Annotated in this window: 21 protein-coding genes and 1 tRNA gene; 9 read left to right on the top strand and 13 right to left on the bottom strand. The window is 55.3% G+C overall.

Annotated features, from left to right (window positions below; translation table 11 throughout):
- Window positions 1-89: 89 nt before the first annotated feature.
- Both KRAC_RS16765 and KRAC_RS16760 read left to right on the top strand, forming a co-directional pair.
- Window positions 90-989, top strand: coding sequence for a complex I NDUFA9 subunit family protein (locus KRAC_RS16765; protein WP_007909038.1), 900 nt, complete (start codon window positions 90-92; stop codon window positions 987-989).
- A gap of 287 nt (window positions 990-1,276) precedes the next feature.
- Window positions 1,277-3,178, top strand: coding sequence for an adenylate/guanylate cyclase domain-containing protein (locus KRAC_RS16760; RefSeq protein ID WP_169460903.1), 1,902 nt, complete (start codon window positions 1,277-1,279; stop codon window positions 3,176-3,178).
- Window positions 3,179-3,305: 127 nt separating this feature from the next.
- On the opposite strand, the gene KRAC_RS61740 is transcribed toward KRAC_RS16760, so the two are convergent.
- The 8 genes from KRAC_RS61740 to KRAC_RS16720 form a co-directional block, all read right to left on the bottom strand.
- A complete protein-coding gene (locus KRAC_RS61740; protein ID WP_007909036.1) occupies window positions 3,306-4,190 on the bottom strand; it encodes a GNAT family N-acetyltransferase in 885 nt (294 codons plus the stop codon).
- Window positions 4,191-4,196: 6 nt separating this feature from the next.
- Window positions 4,197-5,357 carry a histone deacetylase family protein gene (locus tag KRAC_RS16750; RefSeq protein ID WP_007909035.1) on the bottom strand — a complete coding sequence of 387 codons (1,161 nt, stop codon included), beginning with the start codon at window positions 5,355-5,357 and terminating at the stop codon, window positions 4,197-4,199.
- 566 nt (window positions 5,358-5,923) lie between these two features.
- Complete coding sequence (gene sucD / locus KRAC_RS16745) at window positions 5,924-6,790, bottom strand: succinate--CoA ligase subunit alpha (protein WP_007909034.1); 867 nt, start codon at window positions 6,788-6,790, stop codon at window positions 5,924-5,926.
- Between the two features lie 15 nt (window positions 6,791-6,805).
- Window positions 6,806-7,948, bottom strand: coding sequence for an ADP-forming succinate--CoA ligase subunit beta (gene sucC, locus KRAC_RS16740; protein ID WP_007909033.1), 1,143 nt, complete (start codon window positions 7,946-7,948; stop codon window positions 6,806-6,808).
- Window positions 7,949-8,202: 254 nt separating this feature from the next.
- Window positions 8,203-9,561, bottom strand: coding sequence for a phosphohexomutase domain-containing protein (locus tag KRAC_RS16735; RefSeq protein ID WP_007909030.1), 1,359 nt, complete (start codon window positions 9,559-9,561; stop codon window positions 8,203-8,205).
- Between the two features lie 85 nt (window positions 9,562-9,646).
- Complete coding sequence (locus KRAC_RS61735; protein WP_007909028.1) at window positions 9,647-10,258, bottom strand: GNAT family N-acetyltransferase; 612 nt, start codon at window positions 10,256-10,258, stop codon at window positions 9,647-9,649.
- A gap of 89 nt (window positions 10,259-10,347) precedes the next feature.
- A complete protein-coding gene (locus KRAC_RS16725; RefSeq protein WP_007909026.1) occupies window positions 10,348-11,529 on the bottom strand; it encodes a phosphopentomutase in 1,182 nt (393 codons plus the stop codon).
- The gene (locus tag KRAC_RS16720) at window positions 11,526-12,728 is read right to left on the bottom strand and encodes a 6-phosphofructokinase (RefSeq protein ID WP_007909015.1); all 1,203 of its coding nucleotides are present in this window, start codon (window positions 12,726-12,728) and stop codon (window positions 11,526-11,528) included. Before KRAC_RS16720 ends, KRAC_RS16725 begins: the two co-directional genes overlap by 4 nt.
- Window positions 12,729-13,012: 284 nt before the next feature.
- On the opposite strand from KRAC_RS16720, the gene KRAC_RS16715 reads away from it, so the two are divergent.
- Together KRAC_RS16715 and KRAC_RS16710 are read left to right on the top strand one after the other, a co-directional pair.
- Window positions 13,013-13,945, top strand: coding sequence for a nucleoside hydrolase (locus KRAC_RS16715; RefSeq protein ID WP_007909013.1), 933 nt, complete (start codon window positions 13,013-13,015; stop codon window positions 13,943-13,945).
- 195 nt (window positions 13,946-14,140) lie between these two features.
- Window positions 14,141-15,373 (top strand): RNA-guided endonuclease InsQ/TnpB family protein, encoded by a 1,233-nt coding sequence (locus KRAC_RS16710; protein ID WP_007909011.1) that lies wholly within the window; start codon window positions 14,141-14,143, stop codon window positions 15,371-15,373.
- 94 nt (window positions 15,374-15,467) lie between these two features.
- Here the strand turns inward: KRAC_RS16710 and epsC are convergent, their stop codons facing one another.
- A complete protein-coding gene (epsC, locus tag KRAC_RS16705) occupies window positions 15,468-16,199 on the bottom strand; it encodes a serine O-acetyltransferase EpsC (protein WP_007909010.1) in 732 nt (243 codons plus the stop codon).
- A gap of 275 nt (window positions 16,200-16,474) precedes the next feature.
- Here epsC and KRAC_RS16700 point away from each other — a divergent pair.
- Together KRAC_RS16700 and KRAC_RS69110 are read left to right on the top strand one after the other, a co-directional pair.
- Window positions 16,475-16,552: transfer RNA gene (locus KRAC_RS16700), tRNA-His, on the top strand.
- Between the two features lie 277 nt (window positions 16,553-16,829).
- Window positions 16,830-17,498, top strand: a complete 669-nt coding sequence (locus KRAC_RS69110; RefSeq protein WP_007909009.1) for a DUF4870 domain-containing protein — start codon at window positions 16,830-16,832, stop codon at window positions 17,496-17,498.
- 78 nt (window positions 17,499-17,576) lie between these two features.
- On the opposite strand, the gene KRAC_RS16690 is transcribed toward KRAC_RS69110, so the two are convergent.
- Window positions 17,577-18,374: an LLM class F420-dependent oxidoreductase gene (locus KRAC_RS16690; RefSeq protein ID WP_007909008.1), complete on the bottom strand. Its 798-nt coding sequence runs from the start codon at window positions 18,372-18,374 to the stop codon at window positions 17,577-17,579.
- 237 nt (window positions 18,375-18,611) lie between these two features.
- Here KRAC_RS16690 and KRAC_RS16685 point away from each other — a divergent pair, with 237 nt between their 5' ends.
- The 3 genes from KRAC_RS16685 to KRAC_RS16675 all read left to right on the top strand — a co-directional run bounded on the left by KRAC_RS16685 (window position 18,612) and on the right by KRAC_RS16675 (window position 20,892).
- Window positions 18,612-19,385, top strand: coding sequence for a metal ABC transporter ATP-binding protein (locus tag KRAC_RS16685; RefSeq protein WP_007909007.1), 774 nt, complete (start codon window positions 18,612-18,614; stop codon window positions 19,383-19,385).
- 28 nt (window positions 19,386-19,413) lie between these two features.
- Window positions 19,414-20,427 carry a Gfo/Idh/MocA family protein gene (locus tag KRAC_RS16680; RefSeq protein WP_007909005.1) on the top strand — a complete coding sequence of 338 codons (1,014 nt, stop codon included), beginning with the start codon at window positions 19,414-19,416 and terminating at the stop codon, window positions 20,425-20,427.
- 252 nt (window positions 20,428-20,679) lie between these two features.
- Window positions 20,680-20,892, top strand: a complete 213-nt coding sequence (locus KRAC_RS16675; RefSeq protein ID WP_007909003.1) for a hypothetical protein — start codon at window positions 20,680-20,682, stop codon at window positions 20,890-20,892.
- Window positions 20,893-20,968: 76 nt separating this feature from the next.
- Here the strand turns inward: KRAC_RS16675 and KRAC_RS16670 are convergent, their stop codons facing one another.
- The 3 genes from KRAC_RS16670 to KRAC_RS16660 form a co-directional block, all read right to left on the bottom strand.
- Window positions 20,969-21,823 (bottom strand): hypothetical protein, encoded by an 855-nt coding sequence (locus KRAC_RS16670; protein WP_007909001.1) that lies wholly within the window; start codon window positions 21,821-21,823, stop codon window positions 20,969-20,971.
- A gap of 27 nt (window positions 21,824-21,850) precedes the next feature.
- A complete protein-coding gene (locus tag KRAC_RS16665; RefSeq protein WP_007908999.1) occupies window positions 21,851-22,363 on the bottom strand; it encodes a nucleoside deaminase in 513 nt (170 codons plus the stop codon).
- Between the two features lie 72 nt (window positions 22,364-22,435).
- Complete coding sequence (locus KRAC_RS16660; protein ID WP_007908997.1) at window positions 22,436-22,960, bottom strand: CoA-binding protein; 525 nt, start codon at window positions 22,958-22,960, stop codon at window positions 22,436-22,438.
- Between the last annotated feature and the right edge of the window lie 436 nt (window positions 22,961-23,396).

The following is a 23,396-nucleotide window of genomic DNA, read 5'->3' as shown; positions in this document are numbered from 1 at the left end:
ATGTTTTCGTGACCCCGGCGGGAATAGTCCATGCAAGCATGGACCCTACGATTGATTAGAGCGTTAAACATGGCACGAGGAGAGGACACATGATACTGGTTACTGGAGCCACGGGATTCATTGGCAGCCACCTTGTCACGGACCTGGCTGGGCAAGGAGAGCAGGTTCGTTGCCTGGTGCGTGATCGCAAAAAAGCGGAGAAGAGTCTGCCTGGCACGAATGTGGAGCTTGTTGAAGGCTCGACCATACACCCCGAGACCCTCAAGGAGGCGTTGCAGGGCATTGATACCGTTGTCCACGCGGCCTTTATGACCGCTGATCGCAAAGAGTCAGCGGAGAACCACTACAACGAGACAAATGTCACGGGGACGCGTAATCTGGTCAAGGCTGCGCAGGAGGCGGGTGTCAAACGTATCATCGAGATTGGTGGCCTGGGGACGAAGCCAGGTAAGCCCGGCAGCTATATGCAGGGGCGCTATCTGGCTGAGCAGGCGGTGAAAGAGAGCAAGCTGGACTGGACGATTATTCAGCCATCAGTCCTCTTCGGCAAGGGAGCGCCTTTCATCAAAGGACTCTCAGATCTGATCGCCAGCGCACCTGTGGTGCCGCTCATTGGCGGTGGCAAGACCATGTTTCAGCCCATCCTGGTCGATGACGTTGTGCGTGTCATCGAGTATGTCCTCAAAGAACCAGAGCAGACAAAGGGCAAGACCTACACCATCGGTGGACCAGAGTACTACTCGTTTAGTGAGGTGTTTGATCTCCTGCTCAAGACCATGGGAAAGTCACGCCCGAAGGTTTACGCGCCCATGCCCCTGGTCGGTATTGGCGCGGCGGTAATGGAGGCTGTCTTGCCGAAGCCACCCCTGACGCGCGCGGCCATGACGCTTTTCTCTTTCGACAATACCACGGCTATCAATAGCGTCGAGCGCGACTTTGGCTTTACCCCCGTCTCCTTCCGCACCCACCTGGAGGCGCACGGAATTTAAGCGGCTGTGTTGTGAAATAGTGCGTGTTCACGCCCGCTGATGTGTTATAATGATGGGCATATGCTACCTCTTATGGTACACATGCTCATCATTTTTGTGCACTGCTAGGAAATGAAAAAGATCCTCACTATTGACAAATCAAGCTGTAAATTGTGTCTAGGCTGCCCTTTGCATTGAGCAAGGTTGTAGCATGCGTTTTCCATTAGCTTCTCTACTAAAAGCGTACATATTTCGTCTGATCATGGTTGTGCATAGACGGAGGAACCTGAGTGACACAAGCGCTTGATATGAGCAATATACACGAAATTAGCGAATCGCTCATGCGCATTTCACGTCTGCTGCATGAGCATACACATAAGCTTGAAGTCGCGGTCGAGGGAACCTATGCTGGTCAGACTGGTGATCCACGTGTGAGCTTGTTGATGGATGCTCTGCTCGTTGCGCGTAAAGCAGACCTGGAACTGGGGCGCAACAGCCAGGCCCTCAAACGTTTGACGACCCAGCAACTCTCCACAAGCAGCGGTAAAGGGAATACCGCCGCCACGCGTGCCGTTTTTGAGCGCGAACGTGCTGAATTACAGTCCAATATTACCTTCCTCAAAAAGCAACGCGATGAACAGGGGATCCTGGCCGATATCGCGCGCACCCTGAATTCCACCCTGGAGTTCGACGAGGTCCTGCGCCTGGTCATGGACCGCGTCATCGAGTTCGTCAGCGCCGAACGCGGCTTCCTCATGCTTGTCGATCAGCAGACGCAAGACCTGGAGTTCAAGATTGCGCGCGATAAGCAGGCACGGACCATTCCCGAGAGCGAGTTTATGACCGCGGGGATCAGTCGTGGCGTGGTCAAGCGCACAATTACTACCCTGGAGCCGTTGGTCTCCGACGATGCCAAGCTCGACGCCTCGCTTAACGGGCATGAGAGTATCATGACCTTTGGCATTCGCTCCATGATGTGCGCGCCGCTGGTGGTGCGCGACCACTGCATTGGCGCGGTCTATGTCGATAGTCGCATTAACGCGAACCTCTTTAGCCAGCAACACCTGGACCTGCTTGTCGCCTTCTGTAACCAGGCCGCTATCGCCATCGATAATGCCCGCCTCTTCGCAGATCTCAACCGCGCCATTCAACAGGTACAAGATGACAAGCAGTACATGGATAATATCTTTGCCTCTATCGCCAATGGCGTTGTGACCATTGATTCCCGGGGCTATGTGACCACGTTTAATGCCTCCGCAGGCCTGATTCTGCAAATAAATAATTCACAGGCTATTGGCCGGCACTATACCGAGGCCTTCGCCTCACATGCTCATATTGGTGTTGTCGACCTCTTACGCAACGCTCTGGAACACGCGGAACTACATGCCCACGGAACCTTCGTTCCCAGCTCGGTGGATAATTGTATTATCCCCAATCGCCTCAATGGCCCCTTCAGCCTGAACCTCTACGTGTCGTCACTGCGCGACACGCAAGGAGCACATATCGGGGCGGCCCTGGTGATTGATGATCGTACCGAGATCAAGCGTTCGGAGGCCGAGACCAAGAAGATCCGCGGCATTTTTGAGCGCTACGTCCATCCCAACGTCGTCAAGCAGCTTATTCGGGATAAGAATGCCCTGAACCTGGGTGGCGAGACCAAAGAGATCTCGGTCCTCTTCGCGGATATCCGCGGCTTTACCCGCCTGAGCGAGAGCATGCCGCCCGAGGCCGTGATGGATATGATTAACCGCTATATGCGTATCATGTGCGAGGCCATCTGGGAGGAGGAGGGAACGATTACCGCCTTTCTCGGCGATGCTGTCATGGCCATCTTTAACGCACCCCTGCCACAGGAGCAACATGCCCTGCGCGCGGTACGCGCGGCCTGGAAGATGCGCATGGCCGTGCAGGGCTACCAACAGACACATCCCCAGGAGCGCTTTATCTCCTTTGGCATTGGCGTCAACACGGGCCTGGCCACGGTGGGCAATATCGGTTCCCAGGAGCGCATGCAGAACTATACTGCGATCGGCGACGTCGTCAACGTGGCTTCGCGCTTGCAGAACAACGTCTCCGACAACGATATCTTGCTGAACGATACCACGTACCAGCAGGTCTATCCCTACGTGAGGACCGGTCAGCCCTTCCAGCTTTCCGTCAAAAACAAAGCCACCCCTCTGACCGTCCGCTACCTCCTCGGCCCCCTCTAAGCGAACTCATTAGTTATTTGGGGACTACAAGTTCCTGGTAGTTAATGTAGAGCATGCTCTACATTAACTACCAGGCGAGCGCCGCAGGCACGAGAAGTGACACCGGAGGGCCGCATACCAGGCGTGGTTAGAGCTCCTGGCGCAACACAAAGCCACGCTGGGCCAGGCGAATGAAGCCAAACCACTCATAGAGGCGGTGTGCGTGGGTGTTCTGCTCCTCAGTATTGAGCATGATGCGTGTGACGCGCTCACTGGCGAAAAAGCGTACCGCCTCAGCCATCAGGCGTGCTCCGATCCCCTGGCGCTCAAAGGCGGGGTGGACCGCGATGCGTACCAGGTAGCCATAGTCGGCCTCCACGGTATTAAACTGGTAGCCGACGACCTGCCCATTCTGCTCGGCGACGATAAAGTAGGGATGCGAATTGGCGATGTCGCGGAAGGCGGTCGCGTCATAGCGCCAGAGTTCATCAAAGCAGAGCTTCTCGATGGCGAGCAGGGCGGAAGTATCATCCTCAAGTCCTGCGCTGGTTCCTAGCTGCACCGGGCGCACGGTGACGCGCGTATTTCCAGGCGTGGGCATCGTATAGTCATACTTGTCGTAGGCATAGAGCTGGCAGTAGGGCTGAAAGCCGCGCGCCAGCAGGAGGGGGCGGAGCCAGTCCTGCTCCATGTCATTGCCGGAATAATACAGCGCCTGCGCTCCCCGCGCCCGCAGATGTGTGTTGAGGTCTTCAATGAGGTTATCGAGGATGGAGATATAGTATTTGCTCTCGCTCCAACTGACGCCAAATCCGCCTATCCAGGCAATAGGCGGATTGGTGATCTGCGAGATGAGAAAGCCATGTAGTGATGCGTTGTTCAGGTCTCCCACAGCCGGGTAGCGCTCGATCAGGAGTGGCAGCTCCTCCGGGGTGAAGCGCTGATAGATGTATTCGGAGGAGCGAATCAGGCGCTCAACCTGCGGGACATCGGCTGGTGTTAGGAGCCGAATATGCCTGGAGTCGGTTGACATGCGTTCTCAAGCTTTCTCTTCGTCGGTGGACGGCCCCTTAACCTCGCGGCGCAGGCGCTCAATATCTGGCTTTGGCTTACGGCGTACACGATAGCCAGTCAGGTTATGGATGCGTCGCAGTTCTGAGATCAAGACATCGATATTGATCTGGTAGGTCATATCGGGGGCGGGTCCCAGGTCGTCAATGGCGGCCTCGCCACCCATAAGCTGATTGATGGAGGTCGAGACACAGTTCTCAAGCGCGCTAATGCTATAGCCGCCCTCCTGGACCATGATGACGCGTCCATCACAGATCCTCTCGGCATATTCCAGAATGACGCGGTTCAACTGGTAGAAGGCCGAGGTCGAGAGGTACATATCGCCAATCGGGTCATCCCAGTGTGCATCAAAGCCCGCCGAGACAAGGATCAGTTGTGGGTCAAAGCGGTCCATGGCCGGAACCATGACCTGGCGGAAGATGGAGTCATAGACATGGAAGCCCGTGCGCGCTGGTAGGGGAACATTAATTGTTGTGCCCAGTCCCTCGCCCTCGCCCAGCTCGGTTGAGGCGCCGGTCCCTGGATAGAAGGGGGCCTGGTGGACGGAGAAGTACAGCACACGGGGATCGTTATAGAACATCTCCTGAGTGCCATTGCCATGATGCACATCATAGTCAATGATCATGACGCGCTCCAGCCCATGCTTCTCCAGGGCGTAGCGCGCGGCGACCGCGACGTTGTTGAAGATGCAGAAGCCCATCGCCGATTCCGCGACCGCGTGATGGCCCGGAGGGCGTACGAGGCAGTAGGCGTTTTTAATCTCACCTTTAAGCAGGGCGTCGATGGCGGTCAGAGGGGCGCCAGCCGCTTTTAGCGCGGCCTCATAGGTTTTTGCGGAGACATAGGTATCGGTTGCGAAGAATTGCGTATTGCGACCACCAGAGGCCTCTATTTCCGCTGCTTTCTTGCTAGCCGCCTCCACCTCCTGGATATACTCCCGCTCATGCACCGTCGCCAACTCGTCCACCGTTGCGGCACGCGGTTGCAGTTGCACCAGGTCATCACGCTCAAACCACTTGAGGGCCTGCAACAACTGCATCGACTCGTCGAGGCGCTGTGGGCGCTCAGGATGCTGCTCGGGCGTAATGTGCTCTAAAAAGATTGGATCATAAATAAAGGCCGTGGTCATAGGACTATTTCCATTCCTTCTGGTAGATGGTGTCTTGCTAACTCGTAGCATACTAGCTACCAGTAATGTGTTGCACATGAGATTGTCTGGCCCGGCGTGCGATATACTCAGGTAGAGGAGTGTTGTAGATGTAAGCAATCATGCCCAGCAGTCGCACGCGAGGTAACCTATGTATAGCATACTCCTTACAAAGGAGGATACTCCTTACAAAAGGAGTATCCTCTAGGAATATTACTTGCTCAACAGTATCTTAAGGTGATGACAGATATGCCTATTTGCCATCCGTTCGGACGGCCAGCCGTCCAGGGCAAACTGCGGTGCCCACTACTCCTCGCCGCACTTGCAAACGGTCGGAGTTACTTCTTCTCAGGCTCAGCTCGCTGGAAGAGGCTTCACTTCAAAAGAAGTGGCTTGCGATAAGCCGAGAGCAGAAAGTGTATTGATGGTACTCCTCTCTTACAAGGGAAGAATACCATCTAAAATGCATACTACAGTACGAAACGTGTCTATGTCAAGAGGGTGCATGACAATGTTTGTCGCCTTTTGACAATATTTTTTAGAAACGGTTACAACACCTGTTTGACAAGGGCTGGTACATCAAAAATGGTGTCCGCGACGGGAACACCGGCGGCCTGAAGCGCCTCAACCTTGCCCTGCGCGGTCCCAGTATTGCCCGAGACAATCGCGCCCGCATGGCCCATGCGTTTTCCTGGAGGGGCCGTGCGCCCGGAGATGAAGGCCACCACGGGCTTCTTCATCTGGGTTCTGATGTACTCGGCGGCATCCTCTTCGTCACTACCACCGATCTCGCCACACATGACGACGACCTCAGTCTGGGGATCCTCGTCGAAGCGCTTAAGGTAGTCCGCGAAGGTTGAGCCGATGATGGGATCACCACCGATGCCGATGCAGGTCGACTGACCCAGGCCCTCGTTGGTAAGCAGCGAGACCACTTCATAGGTCAGGGTGCCAGAGCGCGAGATGAAGCCGACGGGTCCGGGTGTAAACATGCCGTAGGGGATGATGCCGATCTTGCCATGGCCTGGGGTGCAGAGTCCTGGGCAGTTGGGGCCGATCAGGGTCGCGCCCTTCTCACGTACCGCCAGGATCGCGCGGGTCATATCCACAACAGGAATGCCCTCGGTGATGCAGACGATCAGTTCGATGCCTGCGTAGGCCGCCTCTTCAATGGCGTCAGCCGCGCCCGCGGGTGGCACGAAGATGCAGGTGGCATTGGCGTCGGTCCGGGCCTTGGCCTGGGCGACGGTATCAAAAACGGGAACGCCCTCGACCTCCTGGCCACCTTTGCCAGGAGTGACGCCGCCGACAACCGTGGTGCCGGCCGCGATCATGTTATGGGTGTGATACTGACCCTCACGCCCGGTAATGCCTTGCACGATGACGCGCGTGCTTTTATCCAGTAGAATGCTCATTGCTGCTACCCTTCTCTACTTACCAAGCGTATTAATCGCGGCGACAATCTTCTGCGCGGAGTCACGCATATCCTGACCCCAGTCGAGTCCCGCGTCTTTCAGCAGGGCGCGACCCTCTTCGGCGCCTGTGCCGGAGAGGCGAACGACAATCGGCATACCCTTGGGCAGCTCTCCCTGTGCCATAATCACGCCACGAGCTACCTCTTCACCACGCGTAATGCCGCCGAAGATGTTGACGAGGATGCCCTTGACCTGGGGATCGCGTGCGACGAAGGTCAGGGCCTTGTACATGACCTCGGCCTTGGCGCCACCACCGATATCCAGGAAGTTCGCGGGCTTGCCGCCGGAGCGAGCGACCATGTCGAGCGTGGTCATAACCAGGCCCGCGCCGTTACCAATGATACCCACATCACCGTCGAGCTTGACATAGGTCAGGCCTGCTTGCTTGGCTTCGAACTCAATGGGATTGGCGTCCTCTGGCTCAGACCAGGAGGCAATCTCTTTCTGGCGGTAGAGTGCGTTATCGTCGATCAATATTTTCGCGTCTGCGGCCATGACTTTGCCATCGGCGGTCAGGGCCAGGGGATTAATCTCAGCAAGCTGCGCGTCGGAACCGATATAGGCCTTGGCGAGGTTGGCGAGGATAGCGGCTGCGGGACGGAGGGCCTTCGTGGGGAGTCCGGCCTCGGTGACGATATTGAGGGCCTCAAAGGGGCGCAGCCCCCAGTGCATATCTATAGGATATTTAATAATTTTTTCGGGATGAGTTGCAGCGACCTCTTCGATATCGATACCGCCCTCTTTCGAGACCATGACCACGGGAGTCTGTGACTTGCGGTCATGCACGATGCCCAGGTAGTACTCTTCTTTAATATCGATCTTGGAGGTCACAAGAACCTTATCTACGGTTAATCCCTTAATGTTCATGCCCAGTACGCGTGCCGCGGAGGCGCGAGCCTCTTCTGGAGTGTCGCCAAACTGGATGCCACCCGCCTTACCACGTCCACCGACGTAGACCTGGGCTTTGATGACAACGGGCCCGTCAAGTTCGCGGGCAATAGTTTCGGCCTCTTCTGGCGTGTGTGCGACTTTGCCGGGCTGAACCGGAATGCCGTAACGAGCCAGGACTTCTTTGGCCTGATATTCGTGGATCTTCAAAATAATTGCTCCTTAATACGTTTGCTTCCACATATTGACTGCCCCCCTGGAGAAGAGAGAGACAAGGAGTTAGTTGATGCAACTGAAGTTCATGCTAGCACTTCATCGAAAAGGTGTCAAGGATGGGTTGCGCCTGCAAGCGCTCGTATGCCCTCTCGACCCTCTTCCCCGTGGTGATACCCACCATATGTCTACACTCAGGATACAAAAAGGCGCCGGGTAAACACCCGACGCCTTTTTTATGCTGGGAGGAATTAGCCTCGGATAAATGCCAAAACTTCGTCGCGTTTCTGCTCCATGAGGGCCTGGGTTTTTGCCTCAAGGTTCAGGCGCAGGAGGGGCTCGGTGTTGGAGCCGCGCACGCTGAACCACCAGTCGCCGTAGTCGACGCTGATACCGTCGAGGGTATCCACCGACTGGGCTTGCTTGCTAAAGTGCTCTTTGACCTGCTCGATCTTGGCCTTGACGTCACTGACGGTGCTGTTGATCTCACCGCTGCGGTAATAGACGTCCAGGGGCTTGATGCTCTCGGAGAGCGGCTTGTTCTCGACGGAGACCAGCTCCAGCATGATCAGGAAGGCGATCAGGCCAGAGTCGGCATACCAGTTGTCGCGGAAGTAGAAGTGACCGGAGTGCTCACCACCGAAGATGGCGTTCGCTTCGCGCATCTGGGCCTTGATGAAGGAGTGTCCCACGCGGGTGCGACCCGATTTGCCACCCAGTTTCTCGACCAGTTCTGGCACTGCCTTGGAGACGACGAGGTTGTAGAGGATGGTCGAGCCGGGGAACTTGTGTAGCAGGCTGTTGGTAACGGCCAGGGTGACCATGGAGCCATCAACCAGGTCGCCATGCTCATCGACGGGGAACATGCGGTCGGCGTCACCATCGAAGGCCACGCCCATGTCGGCATGCGTCTCGCGTACCTTCTGCTGCACATCCACCATGTTCTCTGGCTCGATTGGGCTGGCGGGATGATGGGGGAAGGAGCCATCCAGCTCAAAGTAGAGGGGAACCAGCTCGCAGGGGAGATGCTTGAAGACGTGTGGCAGCATCAGGCCCGCCATGCCATTGCCCGCGTCGGCGACGATCTTGAGCGGACGAATCTTCTTTACGTCGATGAAGGAAAGGGCGTGCTGGACATAGTCGTCGATGATGTCGCGCTGGCTGACCTCGCCCTTGCGTGCAGGCTCGGCAAACTCACCGCTCACGGCCAGGTCGCGAATATCGCTTAGTCCAGTGTCGCGGCTAATAGGATAAGCCATCGCGCGGCAAAACTTCATGCCGTTGTACTTGCCGGGATTGTGTGAGGCGGTGATCATGACGCCTGCGGGATAATTAAACTTACCCACGGCGAAATAGAGCGCGTCCGTCGTCACCAGGCCCAGGTCGATAACATTGACACCCTGGTCGGTCAGGCCGCGGATCAGGTTCTTCGCCAGTTGTGGCGAGGAGAGACGCATGTCGCGCCCAACCGCGATCTCAGGAACATTTAGATACTGGCCCGCCGCGCGTCCGATTGCATAGACGGCCTCATCAGTGAGGGCCTCGCCGTAGATGCCTCGGATGTCATAAGCCCCGAAGATGGCGGGATTGATATTGGTCTTTGTACTCATAATTGTGCCGTGCAGGGAGGTCGTATGGATTTGCCCTGCACGTCTCCTTTCTCTATCTATCACGTCGAAGCATATGGCCTGGATGTCAGACCTCTCCGCCGTGTTGGGTCTGCTTAGGGGTTTGCTTAGTATAGCGTCGCTCCCAGTCATGGCGTAGGATTTCAACAAGAACCCAGGGATCGCCAGAACTGCGCGGATCATAGATCTGTCCGACCTCGGTAAAGTGGCTGCGGGTGAAGGCCTTTCGGGCTGGAAGATTGGCAAGAGCCGTCTCCGCATAGATGCGTGCCAGGAAGGGTAGGGTAAAGAGATGATTGACGAGTGTGTAAATTGCCTCGCGCCCATATCCCTTGCCCCAACTCTGTTTATTGCCAATTCCCAGGCCAACCTCTACCTGGCCACTTCGATAATCGAGATTGAAGTACGTAATGGTGCCAATAGGCGTCTTTTGTTCATCTTCAATAATAAACCAGAATTGCCGCCCATTTCCCCGCACATAATTGCGTTCAAAAACGGGTAGAAATTCAGCCATGGTGCGCGAGTAGGGCCGATGTGGGTCAAAGCGCCATACCTCGTCGTCGCGCTCCCAATGAAAGACGTTGCGTGCATCCTGCATCATTGGTGGGCGTAGTGTAATGCGTTCTCCATGCAGAATAGGTGTGCTGCTTACTCGATTGTCGCGTTGTAGTTCTGTCATGGTTTCTCCGGAGTTCCTTGTCCTCGTCCCTAAGTGGTATGACCGCCAGTTTGTAGGGTCCAAGCTTGCTTGGACTCCCTGCTGGCACGTTATGCTAGCCCGATTTCACGCGCAAAGCTGGTTCCTGCCGCCAGTGGGCCAACCCCAAAGTTCTCGGCCAATGTCTGCCCAAGGTCGGCCATGGAGGACCGGGTTCCCAGGTCTACTCCGGCGCGAATTGGCTTGCCGTAGGCGAGCAGGGGCACACATTCTCGGGTATGGTCGGTACCACGATAGGTGGGATCGACACCATGGTCGGCGGCGAAGAAGATGGCGTCTTCGGGACGCAGTACTTGCTGCACCTTGCCAAACCATGCGTCTACATCGCGTAGCGCTTGCGCGTATCCCTGGCTATCGCGACGGTGGCCCCATAACATATCAAATTCTACCAGATTCACGAAGAGCAGACCATAAAAGTCTCGCTCAAGCCAGCGCAGGGTCGCGGCCATCCCTTCTCGATTCGTCTCCGTGTGATCGCGCGCGGTCAGGCCCCGGCCCGCGAAGAGATCTTCAATCTTGCCAATGCCAATCACATCGCGCCCGCCCTCTTTAAGTAGGTCAAGCAGGGTGGTGCCGACTGGTTCCAGGGCGAAGTCGCGCCTGTGCTCGGTGCGCTTGAAATTGCCGGGTGTGCCAATAAAGGGGCGCGCGATGACCCTGCCCACGGCGTTCTCACCTGTCAGCATATTGCGTCCAACCTGGCAGATGCGATAAAGCTCCTCCAGGGGAATGACCTCCTGGTGGGCCGCGATCTGGAAGACGCTATCCGCCGAGGTGTAGAGGATGGGCCGCCCGGTACGCACATGCTCTTCGCCTAGTTCTTTAATGATCTCGGTACCCGAGGCGACCTTGTTGCCAATGACTTTGTGTCCACTGGCCTCCTCGAAGGCGGCGACAAGCTCAGCTGGAAAAGCCTGGGGATAGGTCGGCAGCGGTCGCTGGAGAACGGCTCCCATAAGCTCCCAGTGGCCCGCGACGCTGTCTTTGCCCGCGGCGGCCTCGTTCAGGCGTCCAAAGGCGCCCAGGGCTTGTTCCTGGGGTGGTGTGCCCTGGATAGGCGTGATGTTGCCCAGTCCAATGCGCCCCAGGTTTGGTAGCTCCAGGCCACCGATGGCCTGCGCGCAGTGCTCCAGTGAACTGGCCCCCTCGTCTCCGTAGGCTGCGCTATCTGGATTGGCGCCCGCGCCAACACCATCTAAGACGATAACGATAGCTCGTTTGAGTGTGCTCATAATGAAATCACCTTTGTCGTATCCAGGCGCGCATAACGCGGTAGCGGCTCGCCGATGAGCGGCTGCGCGTAGGTGTGAAATGCACGCGTAACCATTGCTGTACTTGCATCAAAATAGGCATCAGGGATGAGGCGCTGCACGTTCGCGATCTCTCCAAGCTCAACCAGACCTGTAGTACAGTGATAGGTCGGCGTATCATGCCGCACCAGCGTCACCATTTTATCGCTTTCTCCGCGCAATGCTGCCTCTAGCGCCTTCTGTCCCACAAGGTACGCCTCCTGCCGATCTGTTGGCGAGACGTACTGCGAAGACATGCGCTGGAAATCGCCCGGTTTATCGAAGCGCGCTCGTAGATTCAATTGTTGCTTTATTAATTCTACCAGAGTCTGTGCGGTTCCGCTAAGCAAGGGATGTTGAAAGGCGTCGACGCCCGCCTGCGCGGTCGCGCCCAGCGCCTCCCCATTCTCATTGCGCAACGCCTCCGAGGCCACAATGACGACATAGCCATAGCGTCTGTATGCCTCCTCAACCTGGGTTAGAAAGCGCTCCTTGTGAAAGGCCTGTTCGGGGATGAGCACGATATGGGGCGCATCAGCCTCGTCGTGCTTGCCTAGCGTTGAGGCCGCTGCCAGCCAGCCCGCATTGCGTCCCATGGTCTCGATAATCTTGACGGGATAATGCCCTGGCATGGAGAGGGTGTTCATGGTTGAGTCTTGCGCCGCCGCTGCGATGAAGCGCGCGGCACTCCCATAGCCGGGACAGTGATCGGTAAAAGGGAGATCATTGTCGATGGTCTTTGGAATGCTGATGGCGTAGAACTCATACCCGGTATGGTGGGCCGCCTGTGCCAGGCGATGGGCTGTATCGGCGGAATCATTTCCACCAATATAGAGGAGATAGCGAATATCGTAACGGCGAAAAATATCTAAAGCACGCTCAATATCTTGTTCTTGTAGCTTGTAGCGACACGAGCCAAGCGCGGCAGATGGTGTATGTAGGAGCTGGGGCCAGAGGCCCGCATCTTGTTGACGCAGATCAATAAAGTCTTCTTGCAATAGACCCGCGATCCCATAATGCATCCCATAGATGCCAGCGATACGCGTGTCTGCCAATGCCGCCTCGACTGCGCCTACGAGGCTCGCATTAATAACGGCGGTTGCGCCGCCCGATTGACCAATAATCAAATTGCCAGAAACCAATGCTTACCCCCCAGTAGATTACCTTACATCTAAACTCAGGAAATGCCCTGCTTGAGCACCTCTCGCAAGGCCATTATAACAAGTTCAGGGGGCGAGCGTCGAGGGTATCGTTTCGCCTTGTCTTTATTCTTGCTCGCATGCTAGTATGCAAAGAGGAGACCCGCGCTACGTTTCTTGAGAAAGATCGATTACTTCTTTTCCGAAAACCCTGAGCGCGAAGCGCTAGACACGCAAGTGGCGTTGGGTTTCGGAATAAGATCTTAGGCACTAAGGGGGAAATACGCGTGAAAGAGAAAATAATTCTTGACTGTGATCCTGGCCATGACGATGCAATCGCGCTCTTACTGGCCGCTCATCATCCCCAGCTAGAACTCCTGGCTGTGACGACTGTCGCGGGCAACCAGGCGGTCGAGAAGACCTCGCGTAACGCCTTAAAAGTCTGCTCGCTGGCGGGCCTGCATCATATTCCAGTCGCCAGAGGGATGGAGAAGCCCCTGGTGCGCGCCCCCGGATTTGCCGCCGATATTCATGGTGAAACAGGCCTGGATGGCCCTGATATACCCGAACCTGTTATGTCGCTGGTGAGTATGCACGCGGTCGACCTGCTTATCGACCTGTTGCTCAGAGCAGAGGAGCCGATTACCCTGGTAGCAACCGGCCCCTTAACTAATATTGCCACAGCCCTGGAGCGCGAGCCGCACATTGCCCGCAACATCAAAGCCATCTCTATTATGGGGGGAGCCATCGGCCTGGGCAACGTGACCCCAGCCGCCGAGTTTAATATCTGGTTTGATCCCGAAGCGGCACAGAAGGTGTTTCAGTGTGGTCGCCCCATTACCATGATTCCCCTGGAGGTCACGCACCAGGCGCTGGCAACTAAGGAGATCATGCGCCGCCTACGCTCTTCCGGGCGCCGCGTTGCCAACTTCGCCGCCGATCTCCTGGCCTTCTTTGCGGATACCTATGAGCAGGTCTTCGGCTTCTCTGCGCCCCCCGTCCATGATCCCTGTGCTGTTGCTGCCGTCATCGATCCAGCCATCATCGAAGGCCACGATATCCGCGTTGAGATTGAGACTGGAGGTGAGTGGAGCGCTGGCCGCACCATCTGCGATGTCTACGGTAAGATCCAACTCCCACCCAACGCCCGCGTCGGTTACAGCCTCAACGTCCCCCACTTCTGGGATCTTACCATCAACACTATCCTTACCTATGAGTGAATCAGGCCCCCGGAGGGCAGGGTCTAAGGGGCGCCCCTTTCACCCAAAACGCCGCAGGATGCCCCTGCCCTTTCAGGCATGGGGAGGAATGCGGCGTTCCTTTGTCGGTGGCTTGGGCGGAATACGCCGTAGACATTCTCTCATCTGCTCATGTATTGTTGACAGTCAGATGAAAACTATGGTATGATTTAGCGTATGCAAACGGTAGTAACAGCGAAACTCAAATTAAATACAACGCCCGAGCAATTCAAGGCATTACGTACAACGCAACTGGCGTATCGGGATTCTCTCAACTATGTGAGCCAGTACGCCTTTGAGCATGGCAAGATGAGCAATGCTGTTCGTTTGCAAGATGCCACCTACGAAGAGATCCGCCTCCGTTTTCATCTGCCTTCGCAAATGGCCTGTTCTGTTCCTCGCCAAGTTGGTGCCTCGTATAAAACCCTCTGGACAAAGGTCAAGAACAATGCTGTTCATCGTAAGGAAGGTAAGACCAAGAAACGCTACAAAGGGCTTGATAAGGCTCCCACGTTCATCTCCCCCACGTTGACCTATCAGTACAAGAAAGACTACACCTTCAAGAAAGAGCAGCAGGTGAGCATCCTGACCCTTGAGGGACGTGTTATCGTGCCCTATACTGGCTACAATAAGCATGTGGCATTGATCCAGCGTGGAGCGGAGATTGGTGCATCGAAACTCTGGTATGACAAGCCCAAGAAACAATTTTACCTCCTTGTCTCTCTTGCAATTGAGACGGCTGATCCTACACCTGAAACGCACAAGCAGGTCGCCGGAGTGGATGTGGGGATGCGATACCTTGCCGTCACGGCGACGATGCAAGGGGATTGCACCTTCCATTCAGGCAAACAGATTGTCCCCAAGGCAAACCACTCCGCACGACTGAGAAAACGTCTGCAAAAGAAAGGCACTCGTTCAGCGACAAGAAGGCTCGTTGCCATCAGTGGACGAGAGAGACGGTTGAAGCAGAATACCAATCATGTCGTGAGTAAGCGGATTGTCCTACAGCACCCTCAAAGCTTGATTGGACTGGAGCATCTGACAGACATTCGAGAGCGTACCAAACGACGCAAAGGCAAAAATGCAAAACAGCGAAAAGCCAATCGTACCTTCTCCAAATGGTCCTTCGCTGAGTTGCATAGCATGATTGCCTATAAAGCGCTCTTACATCGAAGTATGGCAATCAAGGTCGATGCCAACTCTACCTCGCAAGCGTGCCCCAAATGTGGGCACACCTGCAAAGAGAATAGACCCAACAAAGGATTGCTCTTCGTCTGTCAGAATTGTCAGTACACGCTCCATGCCGATCTGGTTGGAGCAAGAAACATTGCGATGCGAACGCTTCTTATCCGGCAAGACTGGAGAGGAACGGGCCTCTTGTCAGTACGCGCCTTCTGTGTCGGACGATGAAGCCAAAGCAGCACGCCTGAAAAGGTATGCTGAATTGCGGTGGAGTTCAGACACAACTCCAAGCCCTCGGCTTTCGCCGTAGGGTACTGACACATTAAATTTGGTAATCCATTTCGCCGTTCCAGCCCTGGGTAAGCTCCTCGTGCTTCTCAAGGGGAGCGCCCCCTTTCATCAGCAGCTCGGCTGGTTTGGCGGCTACTACAGAATTCGGCGAGACCGATTCGAGTACCAGCGCCATGGCGCCAATCTTGCTGCCGCGTCCAATCGTGATGGGACCCAGGACCGCCGCGCCTACACCAATCGTGACATCATCCTCAATGGAGGGGTGGCGTTTCTGCTTACGACCCGGGCTGGGTCTCCACCACCCGGTCGCGCCCAGCGTCACCTGGTGATAGAGCATCACATTATCGCCGATGACAGCCGTTTCGCCGATGACAACACCCGCGCCGTGATCGATAAAAAAGCGTTTGCCAATCTGTGCTCCAGGATGGATCTCAATGCCACCCGTAATTATGCGCGCAAACTGCGAGATGAGGCGTGGCAAGATGGGGATGTGTGCCTTGTGGAGGGCATGGGCGATACGATGATAAAAAATAGCCCAGAGACCTGGGTAGGTCAATGCCTCGATAATGTTACGGCAGGCTGGATCCTTCTCGAAGATCACATCAATATCATCAGGCCAGGCGGTGCGCCTCCGCGGTGTCTGGGAAGGGGCGGCAATAACAATGCCTGGGGGCAATTGTGGCAACTGGGACAAATCAGTTTCGTATGGCTGCTGCTGATCTACCTTAGTATCCTCCGATAAGCTTCTGGGTCCCTGGGACATAGCATTTTGATCCTTTTCTATCTGGATAGATCTTTCTTGCCCTGTTCTGTAATGCTTACTGGCTTGCCGATATCTGGCACTGCTATGTGTAATTGTGCTATCAACTTTGATAGATCTTTCCTTGAAATTGAGTGTATGGCAGGAGTCAGGTCTTGTCAAGGGGACGCAGATTTTCTCTCTCTCTCACGATATCGTAAAAAAGTGCGGCAAACCTATTGACAATTCGCAAGCGCTCCGGTATACTGACGACGTGTTGAGAAACACACACACAATATGGTGGCCGTAGCTCAATCGGCAGAGCTCTGGATTGTGGCTCCAGCGGTTGTGGGTTCAAGCCCCATCGGTCACCCCCAAGAAACCCGGTATAGTCAAGCACTATACCGGGTTTTTAATTATCTCTTTTTGTCGTTCATTGCGACAATTTTGCGACATCTTCGCGATAGACCTGAGACATCCCCAGACTATACTTTCACCAATGCACCAGACAGACATTAGTGATTTGATTGGTGGTGCGGATTGGCAGCCGCAGGCTGCCAATCCGCACCACCAATCAGAGCAAGCGCCGCAGGCGCGAGTGGTCAAGCCAAAATCTTGTACATCAGGTGAGTATAAATATCAGGAGCAAATTGTATGTCTTGGGAACAAAACTCATATCGCGAAAGCTCATCAGCCCAGCATATGTATGAAAGCGGTTATGCGAGCGAAGCGGAGCGTCTCCAGCCAGAGCCAATCTATCAAAGCCATGTGCCACCTATGGATCAGACAATGCGTGACCTTCCTCCCTCGCATGAGTCGTCACGTCCAGCGTTTGATGGCCCCCAGGTGATGCAACCACTGCCTCCGCCAGCGGGACAACAGGGCTACGTTCTCTATGGCTGGCAGCCGGTCTTTATGAAGGTGGGTGAGTCCAGTGGCTCGCGTTTCGCGGCTGTGCTCAGCTATCTAGGAGGCTGGTTCTCGGGCCTGTTGCTGCTCTTCTTCGGCTTCGAGAATAAATATGTGCGCTTCCATGCCCTGCAATCCCTGCTCTTCTTCGGCTTTCTCAACATTGCCGACTTCTTTATGTTTGTGTTTGGCGGCTTTGGCTTGCGCATCTGGAGCCATGTCCCTTATGCCCATGGCTTCTTTGCCCTGGGAATCTTTCTGGCCTTTCTGCTCATCAATGTCGTGGCCTTTGTTGGCTGGCTGCTCTGTATCGCGATGGCGGCAAGCGGAAAATACTACAAGATTCCCATCTTTGGGCATTTTGCCGCCCGCCTCTCTGGGGTTGAGCCGTCTCCAGTTCCAACAGTCAAATAGTTTTCGCTTGTGTCATCTATGACTGAAGGGGGGCAATGCCTACGGCATTGCCCCCCTTCAGTCATAGATTTCTGCTTTTTAGCGGCCCTGGCGGCTGTCGCGCCAGCGAATGAGGCGCTCGACTGCACTATAGTTCCAGGGAGTCTGCATGCCCATGATGAAATGCGTGACACCCGTCTCTACGAGAGCATCCAGGTCCTCTTCTTTGAAGTCGGCGTTGGCCCCGCTTGAGCGCTCGATCTCGTTGGGGTTGCGGTCCACTTCTTTACACCAGTTGTCCAGGACCTCCATTTTGTGCTGCAAGGTCGCGGTGTCGCCGAAGCCATGCCAGATGTTGGCGTACTTGGCGGTGATGCGCAGCGTCTTCTTTTCGCCGCCACCACCAATGAGCAGGGGAATAGGCTGCTGAATCGGCTTGGGCTCATCGACTTCCCAGCGATGCAGAATGGTGGGAACAGCCTCTTCAAGTGCCTGAAGGCGGCTGCCAGCTGTGCCAAAGTCATAGCCAAACTCTTTATAGTCGCGCTCGAACCAGCCTGCACCCAGGCCCAGGATGACGCGCCCATTGCTGATATGATCCACAGTTTTGGCCATATTCGCCAGCAGTGCGGGATTGCGATAGGTATTGCAGGTCACCAGGCAGCCGATCTTCGCGCGGCTGGTCAGGGTCGCCATGGCGGTGAGCAGCGTCCAGCCCTCAAAGTGATTGCCCTGTGGGTCGCCATAGAGCGGGAAGAAATGGTCCCAGTTAAAGATACTATCAACACCCATCTCGTCGAAACGGCGTACACCATTTGCATAGTCCTCGTAGCTGGTATGCTGCGGGTGCATTTGTACGCCGATGCGGATCTGATGGCCATATTTTGTCTGTGCCATGTTTAATAAGCTCCTCTAATTGTAGTTTAGGTACTTATCTATTGTAGACACGTATCCAGCATGACCGCAAGTTTCTTAGCTCTTTCTCGCAGCCGGGGCCTTTCAAAATTCCTTTGGGGCCTTGCTTTGGCTCGCTGCGCGAAGGCAATGCCCCGTTTGTTGACCTTCCTCTGCCCATGTGTTACTATGGCTAGAGAGACAATGTATCAGTTAGAACTATGTGCGGGAGTATGAGACGTGACGATAGCGGAGCCAGTTATTACTTTACAGCATGTTGCTTTATCCTTTGGCAAGCGTGTTATTTTACGAGATGCCAATATGGCTATCCAGCAGGGGGAGTTTGTTGTCGTGCTAGGTCCGAACGGGGCAGGCAAGAGCACCCTGTTCAAGATGCTGCTGGGGCTTATTCAACCCACCGCTGGCGAGATTCGCGTGCTGGGTCGTGTGCCTCGTAGCGGCAATAAAGAGATCGGTTATGCTCCTCAGCATCGCACGGTAGAGGGCGACCTGGCCCTGCGCGCCCGCGACCTGGTAGGCTTTGGCCTGGACGGGAATCGCTGGGGCTTTGGCCTGCCCAGCCGCAAGCGCGACGCTATCATTGACCAGGCACTTGAAGAGGTCGATGCTCTGCGCTATGCCAATGCCCCTGTTGGCCATCTCTCTGGTGGCGAGCAGCAGCGCCTCTTGATCGCCCAGGCTCTGTTAACTAATCCTCGTATCCTGCTTCTAGACGAACCCCTGGCCAGCCTCGATATCGCACGCCAGCAAGATATTGTTACCCTTGTGGACAACGTCTGTCGCTCGCGTGGCGTTACGGTCCTGCTCGTCGCTCACGATGTCAACCCACTCCTGCCAGTGCTGGACCGCATTGTCTATATCGCGAACGGGCAGAGCTTGATTGGGACGCCTGGGGAGGTGATTACCAGCGAGAACTTGAGCAAGCTCTATAAGGCTCCCGTTGAAGTCGTCCATGCCCTCGACCGCATCTTTGTTGTGGGCGCCGAGGTGTAGGATTACCTGAAAGGAATAGATCGTTACTATGCAGCAAGCTCAGTCGCCTGCTAACACCCGTCCCGTCCGCTGGGGGGTGATCAGTGCCGCCAACATCGGCGCGAAAGCCGTTTCGCCCGCCATTCAGGCCTCGCGCAATGGCATCCTGGCCGCCGTGGGGAGCCGTGATCCTCGGCGCGCGGCGGACCTCTACGCCTTCTCGCCCACGACCCGCATCTATGGTAGCTACCAGGATATTCTCGATGATGAAGAGATCGAGGCGGTCTATATCCCTCTGCCCAATAGCCTGCATGCTGAATGGACCATCAAGGCGCTGGAGGCGGGGAAGCATGTGCTGTGTGAGAAGCCCCTGGCCGTGACGGAGGAAGAGGCGCGCGAGATGGTTGAGGCCGCTCAGGCCAATGATCGCCTGCTCATGGAGGCCTTTATGTATCGCTTCCATCCACAGATCGAGTGGACGCTGGAGCGTGTGCAGGCCGGTGAGATTGGCCAGGTACGCCTGGTGCGGGCCTCCTTTGCCTTCGATATTCGTGGGCGCGTGGAGAACATTCGTATTCAACCTGAACTGGCTGGTGGCTCGCTCATGGATGTAGGTTGCTATACCGTCAATCTCTGTCGTGCTGTCTATGGTCAGCCTCCCGTCTCCGTTGCGGCGCGCGTCCATGTCGAAAAATTTGGTGGTGTAGATATGGCGATGAACGCCATTTTCGACTTTGGTGAGGGACGCTACGGCCTGATTGACTCCAGCTTTGAGCTACCCATGCGCCAGTCGGTGGAGATCATTGGTGACGAAGGTTCGATCACTATTCCCGTTCCCTTCACGCCACGCAATATGGAAGGCATCGTTTTCGCCATGAAGAATGGGCAGATGAGCGAGCGCAAATTCCCCGTGGTGGATCAATACCAGATCGAGGTCGAGCACTTCGCCGACTGCATTCGCAACGGTCAGGAGCCAGTACGCAGCCTGAGCGAGACCCTGGAGAATATGGCCACCATTGAGGCCATCTATGAGTCAGCTGGTCACGATTGGCCGATCCTATAGCCAATCTAGCCAATTGTTTTTGCTAGCAATGCCCTGAACTAAGCTTGTGAATTAAAGCACAAGCTTTTTCTTGTGCATCTAAAGCAAACTTATAAGTCAAAAAGATTAAAATGCATTTTAATCAAATCAAATATCTAAAATCCGCCACTTTATTCGTCTTATAGAGTGGGGAGTTTGTTGTAATTGGATGTTAAGAGCGGCCCTTTCTGGTACAGATGCTCCGCTCGCTCTATGTGAAGTATGGGAGGATTTATGGAAGCGATTATTGGACGGTATCGTGCTCAGGTTCAGGAACAGGGAGTTACCCTCAGACACGTCTCTGGGATCGCCTTTGATATCAGCGCGCAGGAGGCCTTAGGGTTACTGGATTTGCTTAGTGCGTATCGCGAGACGCTTCAACAGATACAGGAACAGCAGGCTCAGGGGAAGACTGACTCTTCGTCTGACCCGGATGCATCATTGTAGTATTCCTTCATCCTGCAAATGACGGGAGAAGCCAGGGCATGTACCGTTTCCAGGTACCCCTGGCTTCTCTCATGCATCATTGAAAAAAGGACATGTGGCGGATGCGCGAATAATAGAGCCGTAGCACCGCCGAGAGCGCGTCCCCAAGGCCAGGATAGGCATTGATGACATAAATGTGGCGCGCACCCCAGAAGAGGCTGTGGTGATTGTTCTGGGGTGTCAGTGGGTCACCACCTGCCCGTAGTTTGTTGAGTATCTCTACCTGGCGGTCGATATTGCTCTCAGTGTCGATCAAGAGCACCGCGATCTCTGGATTAAAGTCAGCGGCGCGCCGTAGAAACAGCCGTAGTTCGTTCTCTGTAATCTGGTTGGGGCTACCCGATTTAGACTCCACCATTACACGAATGCCATCCACAAAGGCCACAACATCCAGGTCGCCTCCGTCCGCTACCCCTTTAAGTGCGACGCCATGCCGCGCCGGTACCTGGAGCCAATCGCGAAACCATTCAGAGATATACCATTCGAGTGTTGGCCCCAGATTATCAATGTGCTTGTAGGCCAGACTTTTGTGATAGAGCATCCCATCATGCGTGACCAGGTGATCCTCCTGCAAGCATGCCAGGTTTTGTTCGAGCTTCTGTTCTCCCGCGCACATGCGTTTGAGATCGGCATAGGAACTACTTTTGTGGAAGAAGATATGGCGCAACAGTTTGCGAAAGGTGTTATCGCCAAACGACTCGTAGAAGCGCCTGGCTCGCTCGTCGGGTTCGAGTTCCTGATTGAGGTAGAGGCGAATGACGCGTGGATCGGTGTACACTGGCTTGTGTCGAATGAGGTGCCATCCCTGGCGGCGCAGCATGATCTCGAACTGGTCCTGGCGCGCCAGCCGCTCACGCGCCATGTCTGCGGCAGAGAAGCGTTCCGCGCCCATATCCTTTGCTCCGATCGTTGCTACTGGCTAGTCGGCTGGGACGCTGGCACGCAGTTTTCCCATCCGCGCCAGGATCTCTCTGCCTTCCTCGCGCTGGACGCCGCCAAGCAAGGTTAGCGGTCCTCGCGTGAGCGCCTGGTTGACCTGCTCGGAAGTCAAGCCACGCGCTACCGTCACCTCGTCGGTGCCATCGGCGTTATAGGCCGAGAAGACGACGCGCTTGAGGCCCGCGAATGAGATAGCCGCCATGCACATCAGGCACGGCTCTAGCGAGCTATATAGCGTCAATTCGCGTTTCTCCTCCTCGCTGAGCTGTGAGAGGTAGCGTGCCATGCGGCGCAGGACAACCATCTCCGCGTGGTCGATCGCATCCCTGGTCTCTTGAAACTGGTTATGTTCCAGGTCCAGGATCTCGTCTCTGCGACTGAGTAGGGCCGCGATACCTACACTCCCTTTATCCAGGGCGGCGTTCGCATATGCCAGCGTCCTTGCCATCATCTTCTCATCCACTGAGCTGATGCTGTTATATCCTGGTTGCATGTAAGTCTCCCTTCTGTGGTTTAAGGTAGTGACATGACATGCATCCCTGCTGACTCTCTCTGGCTGAGATCTCTAGCCCTGTTTTGGTTCCTCCAGCTTGCGTGAGAGAATGACTCCCGTGTTTAATCCCACTGTATGCAGCCCGCCAAAGAAGCGTGCGTGCTCGATCTTCACACAGCGGTCCTGGACAAAGGTCAATCCCGCGGCTCGCGCGATCTCGCCTGCCTCATCATTGCGCACTCCAAGTTGGAGCCATAGCACCCTGGCCCCAATCTCAATCGCCTCGCGTGCGATAGGTGGCGTATCGGCAGGCTTACGGAAGACATCTACAATCTCGATCGTCTCCCCGGCTTCCCTGGCCTCCTTCAACGAGGCATACACGCGCTTGCCAAGCAGGGTCTTCCCCGCGTAGCGTGGATTGATGGGGATAATATCGTACCCCTCCGCCTGCATATAGATCGCCACAAAATGGCTTGGGCGATAGGGGTCTGCGGAAACGCCCACGATGGCAATATGCTTATACTGCTGCAAAATGCGTAGACGCTCATACATATCGGGTATGGGAACGGAGTCTTCCCTGGATTGCGCCATGCTCATGCTACTGCCTCTCCTCTCTCTGCTTGCTAGTTTGTATGATCTCGCCTCCTTATTGTAGCCCGCATGGCGCGTGACCACAAGCCATCCTTTGGCGAGCGATTATAAGCTGGCCTTTTAGGTGATGAGGCGTGCCTTGACAGCCACGCCTCATCACCTACTTAAGCGAGCGCCGCAGGCACGAGAAGCGACTAACTGCGTAAATATTTGAGCAAGGCCAGAATCGCCAGGACGAGGAGCAAAAGCCCGAAAACGATATAGATGAGCGCAACGATTGATGCGAAAAGAGGGAAAGCTACTAACATATAATCTCCTTTAGACAAATTTGCCGTTCTAGCCGTTCTAGTAATTTAGACGAGAATATGTAGCAAGCTTAAAACCAGGATTTGTTCTTCCTGATAATATTTGCGCATACTGTTGAGATGGGCGTAGGATGTAG

It is taken from the genome of Ktedonobacter racemifer DSM 44963 (genome assembly GCF_000178855.1).
Taxonomy (GTDB): Bacteria; Chloroflexota; Ktedonobacteria; order Ktedonobacterales; family Ktedonobacteraceae; genus Ktedonobacter; species Ktedonobacter racemifer.
Note: the sequence above shows the minus strand (reverse complement) of the source record. Positions and strands in the feature narration are given on the sequence as shown.

Excerpts from the sequence above, each read along its gene's own strand:
- KRAC_RS16765 (WP_007909038.1), top strand. The coding sequence starts at position 90 with ATGATACTGGTTACTGGAGCCACGGGATTCATTGGCAGCCACCTTGTC.
- KRAC_RS16760 (WP_169460903.1), top strand. The coding sequence starts at position 1,277 with ATGAGCAATATACACGAAATTAGCGAATCGCTCATGCGCATTTCACGT.
- KRAC_RS61740 (WP_007909036.1), bottom strand. The coding sequence starts at position 4,190 with ATGTCAACCGACTCCAGGCATATTCGGCTCCTAACACCAGCCGATGTC.
- KRAC_RS16750 (WP_007909035.1), bottom strand. The coding sequence starts at position 5,357 with ATGACCACGGCCTTTATTTATGATCCAATCTTTTTAGAGCACATTACG.
- sucD (WP_007909034.1), bottom strand. The coding sequence starts at position 6,790 with ATGAGCATTCTACTGGATAAAAGCACGCGCGTCATCGTGCAAGGCATT.
- KRAC_RS16735 (WP_007909030.1), bottom strand. The coding sequence starts at position 9,561 with ATGAGTACAAAGACCAATATCAATCCCGCCATCTTCGGGGCTTATGAC.
- KRAC_RS61735 (WP_007909028.1), bottom strand. The coding sequence starts at position 10,258 with ATGACAGAACTACAACGCGACAATCGAGTAAGCAGCACACCTATTCTG.
- KRAC_RS16725 (WP_007909026.1), bottom strand. The coding sequence starts at position 11,529 with ATGAGCACACTCAAACGAGCTATCGTTATCGTCTTAGATGGTGTTGGC.
- KRAC_RS16710 (WP_007909011.1), top strand. The coding sequence starts at position 14,141 with ATGCAAACGGTAGTAACAGCGAAACTCAAATTAAATACAACGCCCGAG.
- epsC (WP_007909010.1), bottom strand. The coding sequence starts at position 16,199 with ATGTCCCAGGGACCCAGAAGCTTATCGGAGGATACTAAGGTAGATCAG.
- KRAC_RS69110 (WP_007909009.1), top strand. The coding sequence starts at position 16,830 with ATGTCTTGGGAACAAAACTCATATCGCGAAAGCTCATCAGCCCAGCAT.
- KRAC_RS16690 (WP_007909008.1), bottom strand. The coding sequence starts at position 18,374 with ATGGCACAGACAAAATATGGCCATCAGATCCGCATCGGCGTACAAATG.
- KRAC_RS16680 (WP_007909005.1), top strand. The coding sequence starts at position 19,414 with ATGCAGCAAGCTCAGTCGCCTGCTAACACCCGTCCCGTCCGCTGGGGG.
- KRAC_RS16675 (WP_007909003.1), top strand. The coding sequence starts at position 20,680 with ATGGAAGCGATTATTGGACGGTATCGTGCTCAGGTTCAGGAACAGGGA.
- KRAC_RS16670 (WP_007909001.1), bottom strand. The coding sequence starts at position 21,823 with ATGGGCGCGGAACGCTTCTCTGCCGCAGACATGGCGCGTGAGCGGCTG.
- KRAC_RS16665 (WP_007908999.1), bottom strand. The coding sequence starts at position 22,363 with ATGCAACCAGGATATAACAGCATCAGCTCAGTGGATGAGAAGATGATG.
- KRAC_RS16660 (WP_007908997.1), bottom strand. The coding sequence starts at position 22,960 with ATGAGCATGGCGCAATCCAGGGAAGACTCCGTTCCCATACCCGATATG.